The organism is Polynucleobacter sphagniphilus (assembly GCF_001953355.1).
GTDB classification, from domain to species: Bacteria; Pseudomonadota; Gammaproteobacteria; order Burkholderiales; family Burkholderiaceae; genus Polynucleobacter; species Polynucleobacter sphagniphilus.
The window spans coordinates 14,227-38,443 of the sequence record NZ_MPIY01000002.1 but is presented as its reverse complement, the minus strand read 5'-3'; the positions used below and the strand labels follow the sequence as shown (position 1 = coordinate 38,443).

Sequence of the window (24,217 nt, the reverse complement as noted above, 5' to 3'; positions counted from 1 at the left end):
TCCTTTAAAAAAACAATAAAAACCGTTCCACCCCTAGCTAGGCTCGGGTCCGACTTTCTGGGATATATCCTGCTGGAGTCGGGCAACGAAGGCATCAAGAGGCATTACACCTAGATCAACTCCGCCACGGGCACGAACGGCCACCGTATTACTTTCACACTCTTTATCGCCAACAACTAGCAAAAATGGAATCTTCTGTAATGCGTGCTCGCGTATTTTATACGTAATTTTCTCATTCCGCAAATCAGATTCGACTCTAAACCCTTGTTTTTTCAGAGATTGCTGAACTTGTTGTGCGTATGCAGCAGAATTTCCTGAAATATTAAGAACTACAGCCTGGGTTGGAGCAAGCCAAACCGGCATGTTTCCAGCGTGATTTTCGATCAAAATACCAATAAAACGCTCTAAAGAGCCCACAATTGCCCTATGGAGCATCACTGGGGTCTTGCGGCTGTTGTCTTCGGCGACATATTCAGCACCTAAACGGGCTGGCATGGAGAAATCCACCTGAATCGTGCCACACTGCCACGTACGCCCAATGGAGTCTTTTAGGTGATATTCGATTTTTGGACCATAAAAAGCACCCTCACCTGGTAATTCTTCCCATTCCTGGCCAGATGCCTTTAAAGCGCCGCGAAGGGCTTCTTCAGCTTTATCCCAAATGGCATCGTCACCAACGCGCTTAGCAGGACGTAAGGCTAGCTTTACAGCAACCTCGGTGAAACCAAAGTCTTGGTAAACAGCACGAACTGCTTTATCAAAAGCAGCAACTTCAGATTGAATTTGGTCTTCCGTACAGAAAATATGACCGTCATCTTGCGTGAAGCCACGCACGCGCATCAGACCATGTAATGCACCTGACGGTTCATTGCGGTGACATTGACCGAACTCACCAAAACGTAATGGCAGCTCACGATAACTATGCAAACCTGAGTTATAAATTTGTACGTGGCCAGGACAGTTCATTGGCTTTAATGCATAAGCACGATTCTCCGACTCCGTTGTGAACATATTTTCTTTGTAGTTTTCCCAGTGGCCTGATTTTTCCCAGAGCCCTCGATCCAAAATCTGCGGCGCTTTGACTTCTTGGTAACCCTCTTGCTGATACACGCGACGCATGTATTGCTCAACTTCTTGCCAAATGGACCAACCTTTTGGGTGCCAGAAAATTAAGCCTGGCGCTTCCGATTGAAAATGAAAGAGATCAAGCAATTTGCCGAGACGTCGGTGATCACGCTTTTCGGATTCTTCAAGCATGAGTAAATAAGCATCCTGGTCTTCTTTGCGCAACCATGCAGTACCGTAAATACGCTGCAGCATCTCATTCTTACTGTCACCACGCCAATAAGCGCCTGCAACGCTTTGCAGCTTAAAGACCTTCAGTTTGCCAGTAGATGGCACGTGTGGGCCACGGCATAAATCAGTGAACCTGCCTTCAGCATACAAAGAAACATCTTCGCCCTGTGGGATGCTGGCAATCAGTTCTGCTTTGTAGTTTTCACCCTGCTTCTTGAAAAACTCTACCGCGTCATCGCGTGGCATTACGGTGCGTGTTACTGGCTCATCTTTTTTCGCGAGCTCAGTCATTTTCTTTTCTAAAGCAACTAAGTCATCTGGCGTAAATGGGCGGTGATATGAGAAATCATAGTAAAAACCATTCTCGATCACTGGACCAATCGTGACTTGCGCTTCTGGGAATAGTTCTTTAACAGCGTATGCCAATAAGTGCGCTGTAGAGTGGCGCACAATCTCAAGCGCTTCCGGACTTTTATCAGTGATGATGGCTAATTGACTATCTTTATCAATGACAAAGCTGGTATCCACCATCTTGCCATCAACGATACCGCCTAAAGCAGCTTTTGCAAGACCACTACCAATGCTTTGGGCCACATCCGCTACGCGAACTGGTGCCTCAAACTCACGTTTTGATCCATCGGGCAGAGTAACTACAAGCATAATGACCCTATCTTATTTGCTTATTTACTGAACTTCATAACAGACATCTTTCCCAAAAAGAAAGCGCGGTAGCTTTGGGGCATCCGCGCCTCTTGGGCTTTCCCGGTTTGGGTATTCCCTTTTGGGTCTTTATTCGTTGGTAGGCTCGATTGGACTCGAACCAACGACCCCCACCATGTCAAGGTGGTGCTCTAACCAGCTGAGCTACGAGCCTATATATCAGACCAAGAGTTTATCACCGGCGGCGCACTTGGGTCACCCCTTTGACTTCTTCAAGGCTGTTTTGGACTATCCGCAGCACTTCAGAATCCTTTACCTCCACCGTCAACAGGATCTGTGCCAAGCCTTTTCGGGCGGATTTACGCAGGTCAATCACGTGAATGCCTTGCCGCGTAAGGATTTCAAATAACTCGCGCATTAACTCCGGGCGGTCCAGCCCCGTGACAGCCAGGTCGGCCGGAAAGACTCGCTTTTGATCATTTTTACTATCGCTAGCAGCTGATTGGCTCCATGCCGTTTGAATCACCCGCTCAGGCGCCCTTTCTAATAAGCCCTTAAACGTTTTGCAAGCACGGCGGTGAATCGATACACCTCTACCCTGGGTAACAAACCCAGCAATCGAATCGGGTGGGACAGGACGGCAGCAGCGCGCCAATTGAGTTAACAAGGAATCCACGCCAACCACCAAGACATCACCACCCTTGACCTGCTTATGACTACTATGGCGCAATACGATTGCTGGTGTGCTTGGCTTAGCATCAGACTTTAAATCTACCTTGACCTCAGACGCTTTGCTGCCCTGCCCTGCCTCTTCATCGTCAAGCGCATTAAACCAAGCTCGCACACGAGTTCGAGCCCTATGGGAGCGCAAGTAATTACGATCGGGGCTAATCCAATCCCGCGATGGGCCACCGTGCTTAACCGCAATGATTTCAATGGTTTGTCCATTTTGTAAAGGCGTATCCAAAGGAACCATGGCGCCATCTACTCTAGCCCCACGACAACGATGACCCAAATCGGTATGTACTGCATAGGCAAAGTCGATAGGTGACGAACCCTTTTCGAGTGAGATTACTTTTCCCAATGGCGTAAGGACATAAATATGATCGTCGATCTCGTGATGCTTGAGTTGCTCCCAAGCATCCTCTTTCCAAGAAATTAATTGCCTAGCCCAGGCAATTTGTCGCTCATAAGCTACTTGGGCACTATGTGTTCCGGTTGCATGATGAGGATTGGCGGTATTACTTGATTTTGCTGGCGTTGCCATGCCAACATAAGCACCCTCTTTATAGCGCCAGTGCGCAGCCAGGCCATACTCCGCTTGTTGATGCATCTCATGAGTACGAATCTGAATTTCAAATGCAGTGCCATCCTCATCCATTACAACGGTGTGCAGGGATTGATAGCCATTAGGCTTGGGCCTTGCAATGTAATCATCAAACTCGCGTGGCACAGGTTGCCAGACATTGTGCACAATTCCCAAAATGGCGTAACACGATTTGACATCGTCTACCATTACTCGAAACGCGCGCACATCGTATAAGTTAGCAAAGTCTAAGGACTTTCCTTGCATCTTTTTCCAAATGCTGTAGATGTGCTTAGGGCGACCAAGCACTTCCCCTGCGATATTGACTGCACTTAATTCCTCTTTGAGGCGAGCAACAATCTGCTCAATAAAAGCTTCTCGCTCAATTCTTTTGGCATCGAGCATTTTGGCGATATCACGATAAATCTGGGGGGATAAAGTCCGGAATGCTAAATCTTCCATCTCCCACTTCATTTGCCAGATACCCAGTCTATTGGCCAATGAAGCATCAATATCAAGAATCTCTTGTGCCCATGGTGCAGGCATAGGGATCTTCTCTTGGGTAATCCAGCGTAGAGTTTGCAAGCGAGATGCCAAGTAAATTAAGACGACCCGCAAATCATCACCAAAAGCCAAAAGCATTTTGCGCAGCATTTCTTCCTGGCCGGAAACGCTTAGCCCACCATCTTCCCGAACTAACTTAGCTTGCGCCTGACGTAGGCCGCGATAACCAATTAGCAACTTGGCGGGCTCTTCACCAATTAATTTAACTAAGGATTCTTTACCATGTGTACGGGCAATATTTTTCGCCGCCAATAGTGTGGCCGAATCCAAATTCAACATTTCCAAAAGCGTCACTACTCCAGCAGCATGCTGCTCAGCAGGCTCACCATACCAGCCGTCGACTATCTGAATTTTTTGAGTTGAAATTGCCATTACCGCTTCCGCTATTCCTCAATCATGAATCTCTCCCGAAATGAATCTAAGAAAGAGTAAAAGATTAGCTAAAGAATTCTTTTGCTAAAGCAATCTGCTCCGTCTTGACAAAGGCGGGAGCATGACCAACACCGGGTATTTCAATCACTCTTGCATGTGGATTGACTTTGCACATTTCTGCAGCCGTAGCCGATGAGAGTAAATCCGAATTCCCACCCCGCACAATCAACATAGGACAGTGAATTTGCTTGAAGGCGTGCCACATAGCAACTTCACCCGCTTTTGCCATGACTGGGTTAATAGAGGCAAATGGAACCGAAATCGCTGGGTCGTAATGCATTACCCACATTCCATCTCGCTCAACCAACATTGGACCGTTATAGATTTCCCACTCTTGGGGGGTATGCTCGCCAAAGGTGGTGCAAATTTGATTAAGGCGTTCCAATGCGTCTGCCCGATTAGCAAATGCAAAAGGCTGGCCAACATAGGAACCTAAGCGCTTGAGTGACTCGGGCTCAATTCGCGGACCCACATCATTAATGAGCATGCGACGAATAGGCGAATTTGGCATGGATGCATAAACTATCCCAATCAAGCCACCCATTGAGGTACCAAACCAATCAACATGAGATACGCCTAAATGCTTCACAAGGCTCATCATGTCGGCAACATATTGGGGCACCGCATACAGCATTGGATTACTTAAGCGATCCGAATTTCCACGACCAACGATATCAGGACACACCACGTAATAGTCTTTGCACATTGCTTGCGCAAGCGTATTGAAATCGCTACCACGCCTTGTCAGGCCATGAACACAAATCAATACCCTGGGATTCTCAGGATTACCCCAGGCGTGGTATGCCATGCGATGCACGCCCTCACCCTCACCACACAGCACATAGAGGGTATCGCCGCAATGTTCAACATGTTCATGGGCATGATCATGCTCATGAACATCATCTGGGCCAATTTGTTCTGGTTGCAAGGTGACGTGGTCAATGCCGTATTTTTCAAGCAGCATCACACGAATGCGCGACATAATTTCGGGCCATTGATGCATATCTTCAATTTCAATATGGCCAATCAGGGCTGGAAAATTTGGCGTCATTTCCCATACATGCAAATCATGCACGGCTGATACCCCCGCAATTTTTTTTAACTCACCCCCTACCTCAAGGTAATTAATATGCAGTGGAACCCCTTCCATCAAAAAATGGAAGGACTCATGCAGAATCGAAATGGTCGACCTCAGAATGAGCAGCGAGACCAATATCGAGAGAATGGCATCAATTGGCATCCAACCAGTAAATTGAATGATTAAGCCTGCAGCCAAAGCAGCTACTGATCCAAGAAGATCGCCCATCACATGGACCAAGGCTGCGCGTGTATTGACACTGCGCTGATCCCGAGAAAGCACCAAGGCCACTACGATATTCATGAGTAAACCAATCGCTGCGACCACGGAAACGGTATAACCATCAACGACGTGTGGTGTATAGAAACGACTAATAGCCTCAATCACAATCCACGCTACCAATACAAGCATGGCAATACTATTAACAAAGGCTGCCAAGGCCTCTGCACGACCAAATCCAAATGAATGTTTAGATGATGGTGGTCGCCGAGAAATAATTTGTGCAAAGAGCGCCAAACCTAAAGCAGCGGCATCAGTCACCATGTGACCGGCATCTGAAATCAGCGCAAGGGAACCAGCGAAATAGGCTGCTGCACCCTCAACTACAGAAAACCCTAATGTTAAAACGAGTGCGATGAGAAGCAGGTTTTGATTTGAAGCTTCTTTTGTATGGCAATGCTTTGCATCCCCTTTTTTATGGGCATGCAAAGCGGGGTCACTCTCTACAGCCCGATGAGAGTGATGGTGTTTTTTTCCGTGGGAATGATGATGGAAGCCAGACATGGTGCTTCCATTATTCCATCAATTGGATGCAGCAGTTAGAAACCAGTAGTGTCAACAGGGGCGCCTGTTTTGGCAATCACTTCTTCCTTGCTGACGCCAGGCGCCAATTCAACTAGTTTTAAACCCTTTGGAGTGATATCCAATACGCACAAATCAGTAATGATGCGACTAATCACGCGCAGGCCAGTTAAGGGCAATGTGCATTTGGGCAGAATCTTGATTTCTTCAGTGCCGTCTTTTTTCTTGGCAACGTGCTCCATCAGCACGACCACGTGCTTGACTCCAGCAACCAAATCCATGGCCCCACCCATGCCCTTCACCATTTTTCCTGGAATCATCCAGTTGGCAATATCACCGTGCTCACTGACCTGCATTGCACCCAAGAAAGCAATATTGATTTTGCCGCCACGAATCATTCCAAATGCATCGGCAGATGAAAAAATGGAGGAACCTGGCAGGGTTGTAATAGTTTGCTTGCCGGCATTAATCAAATCAGCATCTATCTGATCTTCCGTTGGAAAGGGGCCGATTCCCAACAGACCATTTTCAGATTGAAGCCAAACTTCCATTCCGGGCGGCACATGATTGGCCACAAGGGTTGGTATACCAATTCCGAGGTTTACGTAATAGCCATCTTTTAACTCTTTAGCAGCGCGTGCTGCCATCTCATCTCTATTCCAAGGCATATCGATCTTCCTTAATATCTATCAGTGCTGTATGAATGGGCCGCAATTAAGGGGCCAAGGTTCTTTGTTCAATGCGCTTCTCAGGATTTTTGTTCACCACCAAGCGATGCACATAAATTCCTGGAGTATGAATTTCCGCTGGATCCAAATGACCGTTCTCAACAATCTCTTCGACCTCAGCAACGGTGATCTTGCCAGCCATTGCTACGACTGGATTGAAATTGCGAGCAGTGTGTCGATACACCAGATTACCCGAACGATCAGCTTTCCATGCCTTCACTAACGAGATATCGGAAACAATCGAACGCTCCATGATGTATTTCTCACCATCAAATTCTTTTTCTTCTTTACCCTCAGCAACCAAAGTACCAACACCAGTCTTCGTGTAAAAAGCCGGAATACCGCAACCTCCTGCGCGCAACTTTTCAGCCAAGGTTCCTTGTGGCGTAAATTCCAACTCGAGTTCACCTGCTAAGTATTGGCGCTCAAACTCTTTATTTTCTCCAACGTATGAAGCGATCATTTTTTTAACTTGGCGGGAGTTCAGCAAAATACCTAAACCAAAACCATCTACCCCAGCATTATTAGAAACAGCCGTCAAATTTTGAGCACCCAAATCTTTGACCGCCAAAATCAAAGCCTCTGGGATTCCACACAAGCCAAAACCGCCAACAGCCAGTTTTTGACCATCCTTCAAAATATCCCGCAAGGCTTCTACGGCCGATGGGTAGGTTTTATTCATAGCTTTTCCTAATATTGCCAATAAGAGTAAAAAACCAATCATAACGCTTTAGCCCTTCGGGGCAACCCTAGCAGGCACCAAGCTGGGTTTTTTGGCTCAGAAATAAACTATGATGGCTGTAATACCCAATTTTTAAGATATCTCGGAGAATTTGCATGAACGCCCAGGAATTACTCGAACAGTTTGGTCCAAGAGACTCAATGGACTACGACCTGGTAATTGTTGGGGGTGGGCCAGCAGGTCTATCCGCAGCTATCAAAGCAAAGCAGCTTGCCAATGAATCCGGTAAAGAAATCAGCGTTTGCGTCCTAGAAAAAGGCTCTGAAATCGGCGCGCATATTTTGTCTGGCGCAGTGATGGATCCTAAAGCGCTTACGGAACTATTCCCGAACTGGAAAGAGCTTGGCGCACCACTCAATACCGAAGTAAGAGCAGACCAATTTTTATTTCTTACCGCAAATCAATCTTATCAAGTCCCTAACTGGCTTTTGCCGCATTGTTTTAAAAACGAAGGAAATTACATTGTTAGCTTGGCTAACATTACTCGCTGGCTTGGCGAGCAGGCAGAAGCCCTCGGCGTGGAAATTTTCCCTGGGTTTCCGGCGGCACAAATTTTGTACGATGAGCAAGGTGCGGTGTGTGGCGTTATTACTGGCTCTATGGGTCTGGATAAAGAGGGGCAGCCCACCGACCAATTTCAACTGGGCATGGAACTGCGGGCCAAATACACCTTATTTGCTGAAGGCTCACGCGGACATCTAGGCAAGCAATTGATCTCTAAATATGCCCTGGATAAGGATGCCGATCCACAAAGTTACGGTATTGGTATTAAGGAGCTTTGGGAGATTGAGCCCTCTAAGAGCAAGCCTGGATTAGTTGTTCACACAGCAGGCTGGCCCTTAGACAGCGATACGTACGGCGGCTCCTTCCTCTACCACCTGGGCGATAACCAGGTTGCAGTAGGCCTGGTGGTTGGTCTTTCATATAAGAACCCCTACCTCTCCCCTTTTGAAGAGTTTCAACGCTATAAATTACATCCAAAAATTCGCGAAACTTTTGAGGGTGGTAAACGCATTGCCTATGGTGCTCGTGCCCTCACTGCAGGGGGTCTTAATAGCCTGCCCAAAACAATCTTCCCAGGTGGCGCCTTAATTGGTGACGATGCAGGCTTCTTAAACGCCTCCCGCATCAAGGGCAGTCACGCGGCCATTAAAACCGGCATGTTGGCAGCGCAAGCTGCTGTAGCAGCCATCAATGAAAATCGCTCTGCTGACTTACTAACCACCTACCCACAGTCATTCGAGCATAGCTGGCTACATACGGAACTGAACCAAGCCCGTAACTTTAAACCTTGGATGTCTAAAGGCTTGTATATGGGCACCATCATGGTTGGCCTTGAACAAAAGATTCTCGGTGGCAATATGCCATGGACAATCCATTTAAAACATGCAGACCATGAGTGCCTCGAACCAGCTGCCCTGCATAAACCAATTAATTATCCAAAGCCTGATGGCAAGCTTACATTTGATCGCCTTTCATCTGTATTTATTTCTAATACCAATCACGCTGAAAATCAACCCATTCATTTAACCCTCAAAAATGCCTCTGTTCCGGTTGATATCAATCTCAAAAACTATGCAGGCCCAGAGCAGCGTTACTGCCCTGCTGGCGTTTATGAATACATCGAGACTGATGGCAAAGCGCGCTTGCAAATTAATTCGCAAAATTGCGTACATTGCAAAACTTGTGACATTAAAGATCCTACCCAAAATATTATTTGGGTAACGCCTGAAGGTGGTGGCGGCCCTAATTACGCCTCGATGTAGGGAACCTACAACAAGGCGTCCCTACTCTTTGCGCAAAGGGTAGCGGCGCGGCCTTAGTTTTTGAATTGCCATGCCCGCCAGAGCGCATGCCAGTGCAGACATAACGAATACATCTCGCGGCTGGAATTGATCCCAGATCCAGCCAGCACACAAACCACCAAGTGTTCCCCCCAATCCATAGGAGACGGTAGCCATCAGCGCTTGACCCCGAGCCTGCAATGGTCCAGTAAACCAGCGTTGCAATAACTTGGTTGCAGCACTGTGGTGCGCTGCAAAGGTCCCCGCGTGCATAACTTGAGCCAAGATTAATACCCAACTTACAGGAAAGAAAGCAATTAATACAAATCGAATCACGCCAATCCCAAAGGCGCCCTGCAAGACCACCTCTGAGTCAAGGCGACTCAGTACCTTACTTTGATAAAAAAAGAAGATGACTTCGGCAAAAACCCCGAGCGCCCAAAATAATCCAATTTGAAACTTGTCATAACCCAAATTTGCCAAGTACAAAGAATAGAAAACATATAAAGCGGCATGGGCAAAAACCATAAAAAATCCAGATACCAAAAACCAACGCACATCTGGATTCAAGAGTACCACCAATAGTTCGCCCTTCACCATTTTATGACGCTCGCGTTTAGGCTCATGTAAGCGAAATGTTACGAGCGCCAGAAAAATCAGCACAATTGCACCAACGAGTGGGTAGTACTCAATTCCCATTCGCTGAAAAAGATCTCCAGCAAATAGCACCATCGCTATAAACCCAATGGAACCCCAGAGACGCAGGCGGCCATAACGCTTATCAAAAGAGTTATCTCTGAATAAAGCATGCACGGTTGCTGACTCCCCCAAAGGCATCAAACTACTGAGAATCGTGTGGAGAATAAACATCCACAGAAAAAAAGCGAGGTAGGTGTGCAAGAAAAAAATGGCCAAAAAAACCAATGCAGCTAAGCAAGCACAAAATCGAATAATGCCAATTCGGTTGGAGAGGTAATCAGATAACCAACCCCAAGAAAATGGTCCAATGATGCGAGTAATTTGGAGCATCGACATTAAGACCGCGATCTCCATGACAGAAAAGTCGCGACCTAAGAAAAAGAGGCTGGCGTATGGAGAAACCAAGCCAACATAAGCAAAATATAAAAAGAAAAAGGACCCGAAGGCCCAGCGCACAGAAGGCGTCATTTTTCTTTTTGAATCATTTAATCGCTCACTGAGCCAGGGCGAGCAGCTGGAATAGGCGGAATTGGTAAAGAAACATCGCCACATTGAGCTCGATGGCGCAAAACATGATCCATCAATACCAAGGCCAACATGGCTTCGGCAATGGGTGTAGCACGAATGCCCACGCAAGGGTCATGACGGCCCTTAGTCTGAACCGTAATTGGCTTACCCTCCCAATCAATAGATTGTTTGGGGCTCAAAATACTAGAGGTAGGCTTTATTGCAATCGATACGCGCAAATCTTGACCGCTGCTAATTCCTCCAAGGGTGCCACCAGCATGATTACTAGCAAAACCATCGGGATGCAATTCATCTCCATGCTCACTACCACGCTGCGCAACAGACTTAAATCCAGAGCCAATCTCAACACCTTTCACGGCATTGATTCCCATCATGGCATGTGCAATATCGGCATCTAATTTATCGAAGAGCGGCTCACCCAAACCAATTGGCACATTGCGCGCCCGCACCTCAATTTTTGCTCCACATGAATCGCCTGATTTACGCAAATCATCCATGTAGGCTTCTAACTTTGGAATGATTGCGCTATTAGCGGCAAAAAAGGGATTTTTCTCAATCTGCGCAGCGTCTTCAAAAGGAATTTCAACTTCACCCAATTGACTCATGTAACCATAAAACTGCGTGCCATATTTTTCATACAACCATTTTTTTGCAATCGCGGCGGCTGCGACAACTGGCGCAGTTAAGCGTGCGGAAGAACGACCACCGCCACGCGGGTCACGTAAACCATATTTGTAGTGATAGGCATAGTCTGCATGACCAGGTCTAAAGGTTTGCAAAATATTGCCATAATCTTGGCTGCGCTGATCGGTATTGCGAATCAACAAACCAATAGGGGCACCAGTCGTTTTGCCTTCGTATACGCCTGACAAAATTTCAACCTTATCCTCTTCTTTGCGCTGGGTAACATGACGGGAGGTTCCTGGCTTACGGCGATCTAAATCGATCTGTAGATCAGCTTCGCACAGCGCCATTCCAGGAGGGCAACCATCAACTACCGCACCAATAGCGGGACCATGGGACTCACCAAATGTGGTGACCGTAAAGAGAAGGCCTAATGTATTTCCTGACATATCGACATTATGTCATCTGTCGGCCGGGAGTGGGTAGAGCGTGTATCGAGGCCCCGCCTGATTGAATTTTAAGTAGTTGCCTTTGTTGTATCTTCCGGCCAATCGCGAATGTAACCCTTGAGCATCGTATTCTCAAAGTCCTGAGCCTCTACAACCGACTTAGCCACGTCGTAGAAAGAAATGACACCCATCAACATTTTTTGATCAATAACCGGTAAGTAGCGAGCATGCTCCACCAGCATCATTCTGCGCACTTCCTCAATCTCAGTTTCCATATTGCAGGTCAGTGGCGTCGCATTCATTACCGAATTGACTTGCAATCCATCCAACTTGCCATGATGCTTGGCAAGCGCAGATATCACCTCACGGAAGGTGAGAATTCCTACTAACTTGTCGTACTCCATCACCACCAATGAACCAATATCATGCTCACTCATGACAAGCACAGCAGTTTGTAATGCTGTCTCTGGAGCTACGGTAAACAGGGTGCTACCCTTCACGCGCAAGATGTCACGAACTTTCATTTGGTCTCCAGCATTAGATTGATAGCTTCAATATATTCCCAAGCCTAAATAGAATCAAGAACAGGATAGTTTGATTCAGTAGCGAATAACCCTAATAAGACCGCTACGAATCTTCGGTAGATTAGCCACTAATACGGCCCCAGCCAAGGTGATCCACCAGGTTAGATAAATCCATGTCAGCGCCAAAGGGAAGATGGCAAAGGCCCCGTAGACCGTCTTATAAAACACGGCATTGGTCAAGAAGAAGCCGAAACCAAATTTCATGATTTCAAATGCCAGCGCAGCAAACAGCGCACCGCTCAGGGCATCCTTCCATAGTATTTTGGCATAGGGCAAATACTTGTAAGCGACGGCATAAACAGCAACTGCCAAAAACACCGGAGCAACCGTAGCAAACAAGCCTAAGCCAAAGGTGAGCGCTGGAGTCCACCCCTCTGCAGCACTTAACAAGAGACCGCTTAGATAAATTCCACAACCCAGGAGGATTGGACCAAGGATCGTGGCAGTCAAATAAATCGCTATTTTATTGATGAATGGGCGCCTTTTCTGAACCCGAAATAACTGATTGAATGCCCTCTCAATCACCATCATGGTCATCATGGTAGTGATCACCAGCCCCAAGGAACCTACCAGGGTGAGACCTTTTGCCTTTGATGAAAATTGATTGATGTACAAGAAAACCTGGGTATTTAAACCACCCGGCATATAGGTATCGAGCAGCCAGTTTTGCACCGCATTTTTGATCTGAATCACCCTGGGTAGGTAACTGAGCAAAATCGAGGCAACCGTAACCATCGGAACCAGCGACAAGGTTGTGGTGAATGCTAGGCTGGCCGCAACTTGCTGTAGATTTTGGCCGCGATTACGCTCCCATATCTCTTTCGCAAGAGCAAGCCATAATTGGGGGTTACGAAATAGGCGCATCGCCGTATCATAAGAGATCAATATGAGTCATCACGATATTTTAGTTTTGTACTACTCCCGCTACGGCGCCACCAGAGATTTGGCGCGCCTGATTGCTGAAGGTATCGAAAGCGTACCAGGAGCTAATGCCCGCCTGCGCACAGTTCCTGCAATCTCCACGGTTTGCGAGGCGACACAAGCGGCTGTACCCAGCGATGGTGCCCCTTATGCTGAATACACTGACCTACAAGAATGCATCGGCCTTGCCCTAGGCTCCCCTACTCGCTTTGGGAATATGGCCGCTCCCATGAAGTACTTTTGGGATGGGAGCTCCTCCCAATGGCTCGGCGGAGCCTTGATTGGTAAGCCAGCGTGTGTCTTTACTAGCACCGGCAGCATGCATGGCGGCCAAGAAAGCACCTTACTCACCATGATGATTCCCTTACTGCACCATGGGATGTTGGTGCTGGGACTACCTTACAGCGAGCCCGACCTGATGAGCTCAAGCACGGGCGGCAGCCCTTACGGCGTCACGCATCTTGCCCACGCCGCTGGAAATGCCCCGATTAGCCCAGAGGAGCAGCGCCTAGCCATTGCTCAGGGCAAGCGCCTGGCCCAAACAGCCTTGAAGTTAATCGAGGCATAAGCATGCGCCAGAACCACTTTCTTCAAAGCATCCTCTCAAAGAATCCCTATCAACTCTTAGCAACTGCAGCATTTATTGATTTATTCATTCTTTGCGTGTCCTGGGAATGGTTTATCTCACCCCTGCGTCCTGGCGGCTCTTGGTTGGTTTTGAAGGGGGTACCACTCCTTTTTGCCATACCAGGGCTCTGGAGGGGCAAGGTATACACAATGCAGTGGGCATCTATGTTGATCCTCCTTTACATTACAGAAGGCTTGGTTCGTATTCTAGAAACTGGCCTGAACTTTTGGATGGCGCTTGTAGAGGTGATTTTGGCAACTTTAGCCTTTATTTGCTTGCTCATTTACCTCAAGCCAATCAAAACCAGAGCCAAAACTTTGGCAAAAGAGCTCGCCGCACAAGAAAACTAGGGTTTTGGGGCGTTAAACAGCCATTTCTCAGAATTTCTTCAAATGATCGGTAATTTTTTGTTTTTCTGTCATCTCGACTGCTTTCCAATGCGTTGTATGCCCATGGAGGTAGCAAATATGTCAACAAGACTGAAACGTTGGGCCCGCGCAATTCAAGAGATCGATCTGTCAAAAAAGACCGACCCTGAAGTAGCAATTGGCTATTTAGACAGCAAATACCGAGATATCGCATGGCGCTACATCCGAATTCTTGGTTTTGAGCGCACCATTAGCTTCATGGCAAGCAATAACTTTCACCCAGAGTAAAAGTTCTTCAAAACCCTAAATATTCATTTATTTAGGGTTTTTTCCTTACCGGACATACGTCCCCGCTTGAGGGAAAAGCTTTTCGAGCTATCTTTCTCATCCATTTATTGATGAGTCAATCTACATTTAGAACGCACACAAAGTAGGCGCTTGATGTCATAAATGCTTGTAAGAAAGAGCAATAAATCGTAGGATCAAGCATATGGGAGCAGATGCTTTGATCGCGCTCTCATTTTATAAAGATAGGAATTTCATGAGCCAGAAGAAACTAGTAAAACAATTACTAAAAAAATTAGACAAACTAGAAGCCGATAGAGAGAAGTTAATCGACAAGCTTGCTAAAGCCTTAGATAAGATGGACAAAAAGGAGACCCCTAAAAAGACCCCTGTTAAGAAAGCTCCTTCTAAAAAAACAGCCGTAAAAAAGGTTGCTGCTAAAAAGGCACCAGCGAAAAAGGCAGCCGTCAAAAAAGTAGCGGCTAAAAAAGCGCCAGCTAAAAAAGTGGCAGCTACAGCAACCCCAACTAGCGCCTCTTAATCTAGTCGCTATTAACTCTGCCTCGTGAGCAAAGCTGCAAAGTCATCCAAGCATGACACTTCTTACGATGCAGAGTTAAGACTTTTGCAAATTGAGCTAGTCAAGCTACAACGTCAAATCATTGCAAAAGGCACCCGTTTACTGGTCATTCTTGAAGGTCGCGATACTGCCGGCAAAGATGGCACCATCAAACGCATTACCGAACATTTAAGTCCAAGAGATACACGCATAGTTGCCTTGGGAAAACCATCCGAGCGTGAAGAAGGTGAATGGTATTTCCAACGTTATGTCGCTGAGCTGCCAGCCGCTGGCGAGTTCACCATCTTTAACCGCAGTTGGTACAACAGAGCAGGCGTTGAAAAAGTCATGGGATTTTGCACCCCTCTTCAATACCAGCAATTTATGGCTACGGTCAATGAATTCGAATCTTTACTGGTGGGCTCTGGCATACAAATTATTAAGTATTACCTCGATATCAGCAAACAAGAGCAAGCACTTCGCCTCAAGAGTCGCGCTACTGATCCACTGAAGCAGTGGAAAATTAGTCCAATTGATGAGCAGGCGCAACGAAAGTGGAAAGCCTATAGCATTGCGCGCGATCAAATGCTATTAAATACCAGCACTCTGGATGCGCCTTGGACTGTGATTGACGCCAATGATAAAAAGCTTACCCACCTCAACCTAATTGCCAACCTATTATCTCGGGTGAACTACCCTCTTAAGGCGAAAAAAATATTCAAAGTCGATCCTAAGATCTTGCAGACAGTAATCCCACAATCGAAAAAATTGCCTAAGTTATTCCCCTAGGCCCAGAGGGAAGAAAGCTTTTATTTCACTCAGCAAGTCATTGGGAAGCTCTTCGGGTATGTAGTGCCCACACGGCAAAGATTTACCACTCACCTCCTTGGCAACAGCCTGCCAATCATGGATTGGCGAAAAGCATGCATTCACCAAGCCATGCTCACCCCACAATACGTGCACAGGCATTTGCAGCATCTTTTCCATCTGTCGATCAGCGCGATCATGTTCTAGATCGATAGACGCAGCTGCGCGGTAATCTTCACACATCGCATGCACGCTCTTTGGGTCGCTGATTTGATCTACATATTCAGACCAACAGGCCTTTTCAAATACGCCAGTACCAGCATAACGACCCATATGGTTCTGAATCCAAAATTCCGGATTACTCCCAATCATTGCCTCAGGAATGGGCTCTGGTTGAATCAAAAAGAACCAATGCCAGTACCCAGTTGCAAACTGCTGCGTGGTGCTTTCATACATGTTCAAGGTAGGAGAAATATCCAAGACCATTAATCGCAGGACGCTTTCAGGAAAATCCATTGCTAGACGGTGAGATACCCTTCCACCACGGTCATGACCAACTAGAAAAAATTGTGAGTAACCTAGTGCACTCATCAAAGCATGTTGATCGGCTGCCATTGCCCGCTTTGAATAAGTAGAATGATCCGGTTTGCCGTGCGGCCGCGAAGATTGGCCGTACCCTCTTAAATCCGAAGCTATTACCGTATAGTGCTTTGCAAGCTCTGGTGCTGTGCGATGCCAAATTGCCTTGGTTTGTGGAAAACCATGCAGCAAAAGCATCGGCGGCCCAGAACCGCCAATTTGATAGGCGATGTCGATCGGCCCATCATTAGTTTCGATACAAACCGATTTATTTTCAAATCCCGGAATCAGAAAAGTCATAGCGCGCTATTTTAGCGATCGGCCATTGCCTCGATTTCAGCAACGGTCACATAGCCTTTATGGTCAACATCAATTTCATTGAAATGGGCTGCCACCCGAGGCATCCCTACCTGAGCCTCTGCAAGCGTTAATTTGCCATCATGGTTTTTATCAGCTGCCGCAAAACGTTCTTCGATCTCGCGATTGCGTGAAGCATTATCAGCATAAGAAAAAGATGGCATGCAAAGGATAGTGCAAGCACCTATAAAAACAATCCGTTTTAAGTTGAGTTGCATTGAAAGCCCCATCCTCTTATTTGCTCGATGTTGGTGTTGGATTAGCTGATGTCTCCATAGCAAGGCGAACGACTTTTTTTGCCATAGCTACAAAAGATTCGACTGAGCCAGAACCCGTTCTGAATGACTCGCCCTGCAAGGTAACCAAGCCCTCCCCTAGCAGGTCGTTTGATTGGCTATCAGTAATTTTGCTTTCGACCAACAACGCTGGGGTTTTAGAATTTACACCACCTGCATAAGCCGCAGCTTTTAATGCCAAGCCAACCGGTGTGAAATTCCAAGGTTGTAGGCTATCGTTTGATAATTCACCACCCGTAATACCTACAGAAAGTCGCACAACGCCAGGGCCAGGCTGAGACACAATGCGCACATTGCCTCTATTATTAATTGCCTCGATCATCGATTGCTGCAAAGCGAGCTTAGTTTGGCCAATCACATCTGCGCCAATATTTTGAGTGGCATTCTGATTTAAGTAAATCGGATCCAAAATCACTGCTGTGTAAGACCCAGGGTTCACGCTTGCCTTACGGTAGCGCCATACTCTGGCATCAGACTCGCTTACCGACATTGACTGGAGAACCGAGTAGTTCGGCAAGAAACCTGATTTTGGCATTGGCTCACTAGCCAATTTTGGCGTATTACTGCATGCCCCTAAAACTCCAAGAAACGAGATAAGGAATAAATACGTACTGAGTTTTTTCATTTGAAATCCTGATTAAGCGCTACTTAAATGCAAAACATTGCGGCGCGATTATTTGCCGATTCATTCTAAGTCAGTTCAGCGGATCAGTCAGAATTATTTGTAGCGAAATTAGAAGTTGATGGTGATGCCAAGCTGAGGACCGTAATTTGAATATTTTGTTAACCCTTGAGAGCCGCCTAATTCAAAATACATAGCGCGGTATGTTAAGGCTACATCGCCCCATGAAAATGCATAACCTACTCCACCTAATGCTTGCCAAGTTAGGTTGTCAGCATCAAATCCTTGTCCCACATCCACATAGAAAGGTAAAAACCACTCTGATTCATTTATACGATAGCGCCCCTTCAATCCAATAATTGGGCTCGCCTCCGACTGTGTAGCTGAATAATAGCCTGTGGCTGCTTGTTTTATTACCCGCTTGCCTTGGGTAGTAGTGATAACTGAATTAACGTTTGCTGAAGTCGTAGAGGAGATATAGCGCACTCCGAACAAGGCGTCGGCATACAGAGCATCGTCATTAAAAACGGTATAGGTCAATGCTCCGCTTAAGATAGTTTGATCGGTATTTGCACCTTGAGACTCATATACCGATGTTTTCTTATTGATATACGATGTTGTATTGGTGCTGCCGTTATTGACTTGCCAATAAACCAAATCAGCCATCACACCCCAGTTATCTTGATGGGCCTCTGCATTGATCATTGCAAAACCACCAGTCCTCTGTATGTTGTCTGGAACGCTTGCTTGAGTGGATCCAGCGTATACATTATTTGCCAAAAAGGAACTGGTTTTTGAGGCAGGTGACCAAGCAGATACGCCAACAGAGTAACGCACCTCGTCATCGACAATCGGCAGCGGATTAATAGATTGCGCCTGACTCACCATAGCGCAGGTTGAAAGCACGAGCAAAGCACAGAATCTAGACTTCAATTTCAAAATACTCCATTTGCAGAATGAAAGCTCATCATAGTGCGTTAACTGATTGGATTTGAAGATGTTCAGGCTACCAACCAAACTTCCTAGAAAATGCAATGAATATGTCACAGATATGCAATACATTATCTTAGAGATTATTCATTACATTGAGGCTGATATGAAGCTAGCAACATACATCTACTTTACCCTTGGAATGTGCATTTTTAGTTGTAATTGGGCCATTGCAGATGAAAAACCACACAACGTCATCCTATTTGTTGCAGATGGTCTGCGCCCAGGACTCATTAATGAGAAAAATGCCCCTGCAATGGCGACACTACTTAAAAATGGGGTTCGCTTTGAAAACTCCCACTCCATCTTCCCAACTTTTACGATGGCCAATGCGGCCAGCATGAGTTCAGGCCACCTGTTGGGTGACAACGGCATTTTTAGCAATACTATTTTTGTAAACTTCCCAACCAAGAGTGCTGCTAATTCTGTGACGCCATTTATTGAAAATGACTCGGTGCTAGGAGAACTAGACTCTCATTTTGCCGGGGATTATCTGAATGAAGAGACAATTCTGGCGGCAGCACGTAAAAAAGGTTTAATGACGGCGGCTATTGGCAAGCTTGGGCCCACTTTGATGTTTGATCATTTGGCGCGCAGTGGGGATGAGTCCATCATCATTGATGATTCAACTGGTCGTGCAGGCATTCCTCTGTCAACGGAATTGAAATCTCAATTACAGGCTCTTGGCCTCCCGGACACTGCTCCGACTCGAGGTCTCAATGGAAATTCTGGTAACAGCAGCACTCCCGGAACTACTGTTGCCAATACTGAACAACAAAACTATTTTGTCAATGTCACTACCAGAGCAATCCTGCCCTCCTTCAAAGAAAAAGGGAAGTCTTTCGTTTTGGTATTTTGGTCACGCGATCCAGATGGCTCACAACACAATCAAGGCGATAGTCTCAACCAATTGATGCCAGGCATTAATGGCCCTACCAGTATGGCTGCGATTAAAAATGCAGATACTGATTTAGCAGCGATTCAAAAAACGGTTCAAGACCTTGAGCTGGACAGCACTACCGATATTATTTTGGTATCTGATCATGGTTTTTCTACTATCTCCAAGCAGAGCAAAACTAGCCCATCAGCAAAGGGCCAATATAAAAATGTGATCACAGGCCAACTACCCCCCGGCTTTCTTGCAATGGATATTGCTCATAGCTTGGGTATGCCTTTGTTTGATCCTGATAATCAAAATGGTTTAGTAGGCCCAGGAGCTAGCCTGTCAAAGGGCAATGGACTGATTGGAGCAGACCCCGCAAACCCCCTGGCGATTGTTGCAGCCAATGGTGGCTCAGATTTAATTTACTTACCCACAGTCAACAAAGCTGTTGCTGAAAAAATCATCCATACACTCTCCTCACAAGATTATGTGAGCGGCATATTCGTGAATGATCGTCTTGGTAGATTTGCTGGCACATTACCAATGTCGAGTATTGGCATGCTCGGCAGCGCGGTTACCCCGACCCCAGATATTGTTGTGAACTTTGCTAGCTTTGAGCAAACCTGTCTCGATCCAACAACATGCGCTGTGACGGTTTCCGATACCCTGCTGCAACAAGGTCAGGGAATGCATGGTAGCTTTTCTCGAGCTGACACTCGGAACACGATGGGCGCCATTGGCCCAAGCTTCAAAAAACATTACATTGATCCACTCCCTGCTAGCAATGCAGATCTTGGCATTACGATCGCAGAGCTCTTAAAACTTCCCATTGCCTCCAAGGGTAATTTAAAAGGACGTTTTTTATCAGAAGCCCTACCCGGCGGATTCATCGGCAAGGCTATTAAAGAAGAAGTTCGCTCGACAACTGATCAAGAGGGTCACGCCACCATTTTGATTCGCCAACGAATGGGCGAGCAAATGTACTTTGATGTTGCGGGGTATCCAGGAAGAACGGTGGGATTAAGTGCCAAGTAGGCTGACCCCAAAACAAAAACCCCACCTGATTGGGTGGGGTTTTACATTGCTCACTACTAAGCAGCTTATTTCTTCTTAGGCAGAATCACAGTAAAGATCGCTGTTACAACAATGTTGGCAGCAAATGCGATTAAACCAATGTACAAAGGCAAAGCAAAATCGCCAAAGTGCAATGTATAAACCGGCTTTAGATTCTGCATAAAGGCTAATGTAGTACCCAAAACAATACCTGTCACCCAGCCGAAGAACAGTGGCACGGTGGACAGTCTCTTTGTATACAGCGAGAACACTACAGCAGGGAAAATCTGCAAAATCCATACGCCGCCAAGAAGCTGGAGATCAATTGCAAATTGGGTTGGCAAGAAGATGATGAAACTTAATGCGCCCAACTTTACAAACAAGGAAACGACCTTAGCATTCTTGGACTCTTGCTCATCAGTAATATTTGGATTAACTAGAGGACGCCATAAATTGCGAGTAAATAAGTTTGCTGCACCGATCGACATAATCGCTGCAGGAACTAATGCACTAATAGCAATCGCAGCGGCAGCAAATCCAACAAACCAGGCCGGGAAAATCTTATTGAATAAGGTTGGCACCACATCTGAAGCAGGACTAGCTTGCACTCCTGCTGCAATTGCCATATAACCCAACAACGCAATCAAACCAAGCAAAACTGTATAAGCTGGCAAGAAAACGGCATTCATCTTTATTGTCTTAGCAGATTTAGATGAGAGGATGCCAGTTAATGTATGCGGATACATAAAGGCAGCCAAAGCAGAGCCCAGTGCTAAAGAAGCAAAAGCGGTAAATTGCGTTGGCTTTAACAAGATACCAGTAACACCGCCTTTAGCTGTGAAATAGCTATCAGCCGCATCAAATACAGAACCGTATCCACCCAACTTCTCAGGAATAATCCAAACCGCCGCGATCACTACGATATAAATCATGATGTCTTTTACAAAGGCAATCATGGCAGGTGCGCGCAAGCCACTTGAGTATGTATAGAAAGCCAACACCAAGAAAGCAATAATCAAAGGAAGTTCACCAGAAACACCCAGCCCTTTGATCACTACCTGCATACCGATTAATTGCAAGGCAATATAAGGCATAGTTGCAATAATGCCGGTAATAGCAATCGCAGCTGGGAACCACTTTCCACCATGCTCACCCTGCACAAAGTCGGCAGCAGTAATATGATTTTTGCGATGGCAGACTTCCCAGAGCTTTGGCATGATCGCAAAGACCACGGGATACACAATGATTGTGTAAGGCAAGGCGAAGAAACCGTAAGCGCCTACCGAATAAACCAAAGCGGGCACAGCAATTACAGTGTAGGCGGTATAAAAATCGCCGCCTACCAAGAACCAAGTGATCACACCGCCAAACTGGCGGCCACCCAAACCCCACTCATGTAGCTGGGTCAAATCGCCCCGCTTCCAGCGAGATGCCACAAAACCAAGAATGGTTACGAATGCAAAAAAGGCCAGAAATACCGCCATTGCAATTGGATTAATAGCGTCAATATTCATTTGGCAACCTTATAAACAACGTAGATTAAGAGAGATGTCAGCGGAACCCAAATAAATTGATACCAATAGAAGAAAGGGAATCCCAAAACATTTGGCATTGCTTGGTTGTAGAAAGGCAGCCATAACAAGGCTATATAAGGAAGCAAAAGGATTAGCCAGATTGGATGCCAGCCACCACTCTTTGGAGTCGTCATAAATAAATTACCTCAGTTAAAAATGAGTTTGGATTGTAGTTGCAGGTAGCGAAAATACACTAGAAAACACCCTCAAGGAAAGCGCATAGGTCATTTTTCCCAAAAATGAGGACTATTAGCCATGATTTATAAAAAATATCTAAGCAATTTGTTTGAAAAGACCTATAGAGGTCAAAAACCTGATTTTTCAATCGTTAAAGGTGGTTTTACTCAATAGGTAACTTAAATGGTGCCTTGCAACATTTTCAAAATTAAGTGATAATACCTAGGTACTAACCCTAGTAATTATTAAGGAGTCTTCAAATGACACAATTATTGAACCTTTTCAGCCAAGTGTTTGCTAACCAGAGCAAAAACAATGGTTTTCAGCAATTCATCAATACCAATCAAGCTTCTACTAATAAAGAAGTTGATTCAAGCGACTACCTCGCGCACTATCTAGCTTATAGGGGTCTATAAGCATGAAAACAATCATTACCGTCATCCGCGACTTAAAAGATGCTTGGATCGAAGCAAAAGCTTGGCAAGAAAAGCATGCTGACTTTGGTCTGCATTGGGATTAAGACGTGCTAACTACTGAGTTTCTCTCGCGGAATCAATTCCCTGAATACGGGGCTTGGCTTAATAGCCAAGACCCTGAAACCATTCACCTTTACTTTGGATGTGCCATTGGAACTCAGGCAATCGACACTCTGGTGGAGAAATTCTCAGCAGATCCAAAAAATAACCGGATTCTGGTTGCCAAGATTGATGGCAACTGGGCCGGCACTATTCATATCGCCACGCATGACCAAGAAGTTGAATTTGGCGTGATCGTTGGGCAGCAATATCGCCAAAAAGGCATTGCAAGCGCCATGATGGATCAGGCAATCACCTGGTCTCGCAATCGCTTTTATACAGATTTATACATGCATTGCATCAGTTGGAACCGTCCCATCAAGATCCTATGTGAAAAACATGGATTAAAGCCTCGCAATATGATGGGCGATTCTGAAGCAAACTTGCGTTTACGACCACCGAACGTTGGAACCTACTTGAAAGAGCAGATCAATGTTCAGCGCAATTTACTCAAAATAATTCAACCACCTAGATTCATCACGCCGCTTGATCCCGCTCTAGCCTCTCCTAGCGGAGCATTAAACTTTCGCCTCACCCCCTAATATAATTTTTCATTAGGAAATAGGCCATGTGGAATAAAAAATGGATTCCAGCGGTTCTGGGCTTTAATGGCGGCTATGTTGATACTGCCGGTTTTTTGGCTTTAAATGGCCTCTTTACCGGCCATGTGACAGGCAACTTTGCCACCCTGGGGGCCGCTCTGGTAAGCGGGTCAACTGGCACAATCGATAAAGCCCTGGCCCTACCTGTCTTTTGCTTAGCCATCGTGCTCTGTCGGCTTTTTCGCCACCTACTCGTACGCAACAATATCGACGTATTTAGCAGGATGCTTTTAGTCAAATTCATGCTCTTATCGCTTGGCGCGACACTAGCAATTCATTATGGTCCATTTGTAGATGGCAATGCACTCATTGCGGTATTTACTGGCTTGATTTTTGTAGCTGCCATGGCATTGCAAAACGCTGTGCATAGAGTCCATCTATCTACTGCGCCACCCTCCACAGTAATGACCATGACGGTTACCCAAGTCATGCTCGACATTACCGATCTTCTGCATGGGGTTGATGGGGAGCAAAAAACCTTGATTTATGGCCGGCTGAAAAATATGATTCCAGTCATCATCACCTTTGCAATTGGATGCGCCAGCGGAGCAGCCATTTTTAACTTCCTACAAATGTGGTGCTTTGTGCTACCTCCAATGGTGGTGATATTGCTTTTGATGATGTACAACTCAAGCGACACTCAATCAAAGCAAGCGATTTAGGCCC

General features: G+C 46.1%; 24 protein-coding genes and 1 tRNA gene. 9 read left to right on the top strand and 16 right to left on the bottom strand.

The window, feature by feature from the left end:
- Positions 1-33: 33 nt before the first annotated feature.
- From thrS to BOQ04_RS02545, 6 genes are all read right to left on the bottom strand, one after another.
- Positions 34-1,956 carry a threonine--tRNA ligase gene (gene thrS, locus BOQ04_RS02570; RefSeq protein WP_076023223.1) on the bottom strand — a complete coding sequence of 641 codons (1,923 nt, stop codon included), beginning with the start codon at positions 1,954-1,956 and terminating at the stop codon, positions 34-36.
- 137 nt (positions 1,957-2,093) lie between these two features.
- Positions 2,094-2,170 (bottom strand) — tRNA-Val (locus BOQ04_RS02565).
- 21 nt (positions 2,171-2,191) lie between these two features.
- A complete protein-coding gene (locus BOQ04_RS02560) occupies positions 2,192-4,198 on the bottom strand; it encodes a RelA/SpoT family protein (RefSeq protein WP_076023222.1) in 2,007 nt (668 codons plus the stop codon).
- 64 nt (positions 4,199-4,262) lie between these two features.
- Positions 4,263-6,119, bottom strand: a complete 1,857-nt coding sequence (locus BOQ04_RS11020) for an alpha/beta fold hydrolase (RefSeq protein WP_076023221.1) — start codon at positions 6,117-6,119, stop codon at positions 4,263-4,265.
- A gap of 35 nt (positions 6,120-6,154) precedes the next feature.
- Positions 6,155-6,805 carry a CoA transferase subunit B gene (locus BOQ04_RS02550; protein ID WP_076023220.1) on the bottom strand — a complete coding sequence of 217 codons (651 nt, stop codon included), beginning with the start codon at positions 6,803-6,805 and terminating at the stop codon, positions 6,155-6,157.
- A gap of 46 nt (positions 6,806-6,851) precedes the next feature.
- Positions 6,852-7,547: a CoA transferase subunit A gene (locus BOQ04_RS02545; protein WP_076023417.1), complete on the bottom strand. Its 696-nt coding sequence runs from the start codon at positions 7,545-7,547 to the stop codon at positions 6,852-6,854.
- Between the two features lie 155 nt (positions 7,548-7,702).
- Here BOQ04_RS02545 and BOQ04_RS02540 point away from each other — a divergent pair, with 155 nt between their 5' ends.
- A complete protein-coding gene (locus BOQ04_RS02540; RefSeq protein ID WP_076023219.1) occupies positions 7,703-9,373 on the top strand; it encodes an electron transfer flavoprotein-ubiquinone oxidoreductase in 1,671 nt (556 codons plus the stop codon).
- Positions 9,374-9,394: 21 nt separating this feature from the next.
- Here the strand turns inward: BOQ04_RS02540 and BOQ04_RS02535 are convergent, their stop codons facing one another.
- From BOQ04_RS02535 to BOQ04_RS02520, 4 genes are all read right to left on the bottom strand, one after another.
- Complete coding sequence (locus BOQ04_RS02535) at positions 9,395-10,558, bottom strand: MFS transporter (protein ID WP_076023218.1); 1,164 nt, start codon at positions 10,556-10,558, stop codon at positions 9,395-9,397.
- 17 nt (positions 10,559-10,575) lie between these two features.
- Positions 10,576-11,691: a chorismate synthase gene (gene aroC, locus BOQ04_RS02530; RefSeq protein WP_076023217.1), complete on the bottom strand. Its 1,116-nt coding sequence runs from the start codon at positions 11,689-11,691 to the stop codon at positions 10,576-10,578.
- 68 nt (positions 11,692-11,759) lie between these two features.
- Positions 11,760-12,215, bottom strand: a complete 456-nt coding sequence (locus BOQ04_RS02525; RefSeq protein ID WP_076023216.1) for a CBS domain-containing protein — start codon at positions 12,213-12,215, stop codon at positions 11,760-11,762.
- A 75-nt stretch (positions 12,216-12,290) separates the two neighbouring features.
- Positions 12,291-13,139: a YihY family inner membrane protein gene (locus BOQ04_RS02520; protein ID WP_076023416.1), complete on the bottom strand. Its 849-nt coding sequence runs from the start codon at positions 13,137-13,139 to the stop codon at positions 12,291-12,293.
- A 22-nt stretch (positions 13,140-13,161) separates the two neighbouring features.
- On the opposite strand from BOQ04_RS02520, the gene wrbA reads away from it, so the two are divergent.
- The 5 genes from wrbA to ppk2 all read left to right on the top strand — a co-directional run bounded on the left by wrbA (position 13,162) and on the right by ppk2 (position 15,825).
- Complete coding sequence (gene wrbA / locus BOQ04_RS02515) at positions 13,162-13,764, top strand: NAD(P)H:quinone oxidoreductase (protein ID WP_076023215.1); 603 nt, start codon at positions 13,162-13,164, stop codon at positions 13,762-13,764.
- Positions 13,765-13,766: 2 nt separating this feature from the next.
- Positions 13,767-14,174 carry a DUF2069 domain-containing protein gene (locus BOQ04_RS02510; RefSeq protein WP_076023214.1) on the top strand — a complete coding sequence of 136 codons (408 nt, stop codon included), beginning with the start codon at positions 13,767-13,769 and terminating at the stop codon, positions 14,172-14,174.
- Positions 14,175-14,291: 117 nt separating this feature from the next.
- On the top strand, positions 14,292-14,480 hold the full coding sequence (locus BOQ04_RS02505) for a hypothetical protein (RefSeq protein ID WP_143742146.1): 189 nt from the start codon (positions 14,292-14,294) through the stop codon (positions 14,478-14,480).
- Between the two features lie 202 nt (positions 14,481-14,682).
- Entirely contained in the window at positions 14,683-15,018 is a 336-nt protein-coding gene (locus BOQ04_RS02500) for a serine/threonine protein kinase (RefSeq protein ID WP_233126611.1), read from the top strand.
- A 24-nt stretch (positions 15,019-15,042) separates the two neighbouring features.
- Positions 15,043-15,825 (top strand): polyphosphate kinase 2, encoded by a 783-nt coding sequence (ppk2, locus tag BOQ04_RS02495; protein WP_076023212.1) that lies wholly within the window; start codon positions 15,043-15,045, stop codon positions 15,823-15,825.
- Here ppk2 and BOQ04_RS02490 read toward each other — a convergent pair.
- The 4 genes from BOQ04_RS02490 to BOQ04_RS02475 form a co-directional block, all read right to left on the bottom strand.
- Positions 15,814-16,722: an alpha/beta fold hydrolase gene (locus BOQ04_RS02490; RefSeq protein ID WP_076023211.1), complete on the bottom strand. Its 909-nt coding sequence runs from the start codon at positions 16,720-16,722 to the stop codon at positions 15,814-15,816. The genes ppk2 and BOQ04_RS02490 overlap by 12 nt on opposite strands.
- Before the next feature lie 11 nt (positions 16,723-16,733).
- Complete coding sequence (locus BOQ04_RS02485) at positions 16,734-16,997, bottom strand: EF-hand domain-containing protein (RefSeq protein ID WP_076023210.1); 264 nt, start codon at positions 16,995-16,997, stop codon at positions 16,734-16,736.
- Positions 16,998-17,013: 16 nt separating this feature from the next.
- Positions 17,014-17,700 (bottom strand): DUF3313 domain-containing protein, encoded by a 687-nt coding sequence (locus BOQ04_RS02480; RefSeq protein ID WP_076023209.1) that lies wholly within the window; start codon positions 17,698-17,700, stop codon positions 17,014-17,016.
- Positions 17,701-17,808: 108 nt separating this feature from the next.
- On the bottom strand, positions 17,809-18,744 hold the full coding sequence (locus tag BOQ04_RS02475) for a hypothetical protein (RefSeq protein WP_143742145.1): 936 nt from the start codon (positions 18,742-18,744) through the stop codon (positions 17,809-17,811).
- A 4-nt stretch (positions 18,745-18,748) separates the two neighbouring features.
- On the opposite strand from BOQ04_RS02475, the gene BOQ04_RS02470 reads away from it, so the two are divergent.
- Complete coding sequence (locus BOQ04_RS02470) at positions 18,749-20,605, top strand: alkaline phosphatase family protein (RefSeq protein WP_198929276.1); 1,857 nt, start codon at positions 18,749-18,751, stop codon at positions 20,603-20,605.
- 65 nt (positions 20,606-20,670) lie between these two features.
- On the opposite strand, the gene mctP is transcribed toward BOQ04_RS02470, so the two are convergent.
- Both mctP and BOQ04_RS02460 read right to left on the bottom strand, forming a co-directional pair.
- On the bottom strand, positions 20,671-22,137 hold the full coding sequence (gene mctP, locus BOQ04_RS02465; RefSeq protein WP_076023207.1) for a monocarboxylate uptake permease MctP: 1,467 nt from the start codon (positions 22,135-22,137) through the stop codon (positions 20,671-20,673).
- Positions 22,134-22,331 (bottom strand): DUF3311 domain-containing protein, encoded by a 198-nt coding sequence (locus BOQ04_RS02460; protein ID WP_076023206.1) that lies wholly within the window; start codon positions 22,329-22,331, stop codon positions 22,134-22,136. Before BOQ04_RS02460 ends, mctP begins: the two co-directional genes overlap by 4 nt.
- Before the next feature lie 566 nt (positions 22,332-22,897).
- On the opposite strand from BOQ04_RS02460, the gene BOQ04_RS02455 reads away from it, so the two are divergent.
- Together BOQ04_RS02455 and BOQ04_RS02450 are read left to right on the top strand one after the other, a co-directional pair.
- Complete coding sequence (locus tag BOQ04_RS02455; RefSeq protein WP_076023205.1) at positions 22,898-23,491, top strand: GNAT family N-acetyltransferase; 594 nt, start codon at positions 22,898-22,900, stop codon at positions 23,489-23,491.
- A gap of 26 nt (positions 23,492-23,517) precedes the next feature.
- Positions 23,518-24,213 (top strand): YoaK family protein, encoded by a 696-nt coding sequence (locus BOQ04_RS02450; protein ID WP_076023204.1) that lies wholly within the window; start codon positions 23,518-23,520, stop codon positions 24,211-24,213.
- Positions 24,214-24,217 lie beyond the last annotated feature (4 nt).

What these genes read in the sequence shown, in the direction of transcription:
- BOQ04_RS11020 (WP_076023221.1), bottom strand. Translation starts at nt 6,119, where the DNA reads ATGTCTGGCTTCCATCATCATTCCCACGGAAAAAAACACCATCACTCT.
- BOQ04_RS02470 (WP_198929276.1), top strand. Translation starts at nt 18,749, where the DNA reads ATGCAATACATTATCTTAGAGATTATTCATTACATTGAGGCTGATATG.
- mctP (WP_076023207.1), bottom strand. Translation starts at nt 22,137, where the DNA reads ATGAATATTGACGCTATTAATCCAATTGCAATGGCGGTATTTCTGGCC.
- BOQ04_RS02550 (WP_076023220.1), bottom strand. Translation starts at nt 6,805, where the DNA reads ATGCCTTGGAATAGAGATGAGATGGCAGCACGCGCTGCTAAAGAGTTA.
- BOQ04_RS02490 (WP_076023211.1), bottom strand. Translation starts at nt 16,722, where the DNA reads ATGACTTTTCTGATTCCGGGATTTGAAAATAAATCGGTTTGTATCGAA.
- thrS (WP_076023223.1), bottom strand. Translation starts at nt 1,956, where the DNA reads ATGCTTGTAGTTACTCTGCCCGATGGATCAAAACGTGAGTTTGAGGCA.
- BOQ04_RS02460 (WP_076023206.1), bottom strand. Translation starts at nt 22,331, where the DNA reads ATGACGACTCCAAAGAGTGGTGGCTGGCATCCAATCTGGCTAATCCTT.
- BOQ04_RS02480 (WP_076023209.1), bottom strand. Translation starts at nt 17,700, where the DNA reads ATGAAAAAACTCAGTACGTATTTATTCCTTATCTCGTTTCTTGGAGTT.
- BOQ04_RS02540 (WP_076023219.1), top strand. Translation starts at nt 7,703, where the DNA reads ATGAACGCCCAGGAATTACTCGAACAGTTTGGTCCAAGAGACTCAATG.
- aroC (WP_076023217.1), bottom strand. Translation starts at nt 11,691, where the DNA reads ATGTCAGGAAATACATTAGGCCTTCTCTTTACGGTCACCACATTTGGT.
- BOQ04_RS02485 (WP_076023210.1), bottom strand. Translation starts at nt 16,997, where the DNA reads ATGCAACTCAACTTAAAACGGATTGTTTTTATAGGTGCTTGCACTATC.
- BOQ04_RS02505 (WP_143742146.1), top strand. Translation starts at nt 14,292, where the DNA reads ATGTCAACAAGACTGAAACGTTGGGCCCGCGCAATTCAAGAGATCGAT.
- BOQ04_RS02535 (WP_076023218.1), bottom strand. Translation starts at nt 10,558, where the DNA reads ATGACGCCTTCTGTGCGCTGGGCCTTCGGGTCCTTTTTCTTTTTATAT.
- wrbA (WP_076023215.1), top strand. Translation starts at nt 13,162, where the DNA reads ATGAGTCATCACGATATTTTAGTTTTGTACTACTCCCGCTACGGCGCC.
- BOQ04_RS02525 (WP_076023216.1), bottom strand. Translation starts at nt 12,215, where the DNA reads ATGAAAGTTCGTGACATCTTGCGCGTGAAGGGTAGCACCCTGTTTACC.
- BOQ04_RS02500 (WP_233126611.1), top strand. Translation starts at nt 14,683, where the DNA reads ATGGGAGCAGATGCTTTGATCGCGCTCTCATTTTATAAAGATAGGAAT.
- BOQ04_RS02450 (WP_076023204.1), top strand. Translation starts at nt 23,518, where the DNA reads ATGTGGAATAAAAAATGGATTCCAGCGGTTCTGGGCTTTAATGGCGGC.
- BOQ04_RS02560 (WP_076023222.1), bottom strand. Translation starts at nt 4,198, where the DNA reads ATGGCAATTTCAACTCAAAAAATTCAGATAGTCGACGGCTGGTATGGT.
- BOQ04_RS02520 (WP_076023416.1), bottom strand. Translation starts at nt 13,139, where the DNA reads ATGCGCCTATTTCGTAACCCCCAATTATGGCTTGCTCTTGCGAAAGAG.
- BOQ04_RS02545 (WP_076023417.1), bottom strand. Translation starts at nt 7,547, where the DNA reads ATGAATAAAACCTACCCATCGGCCGTAGAAGCCTTGCGGGATATTTTG.
- BOQ04_RS02510 (WP_076023214.1), top strand. Translation starts at nt 13,767, where the DNA reads ATGCGCCAGAACCACTTTCTTCAAAGCATCCTCTCAAAGAATCCCTAT.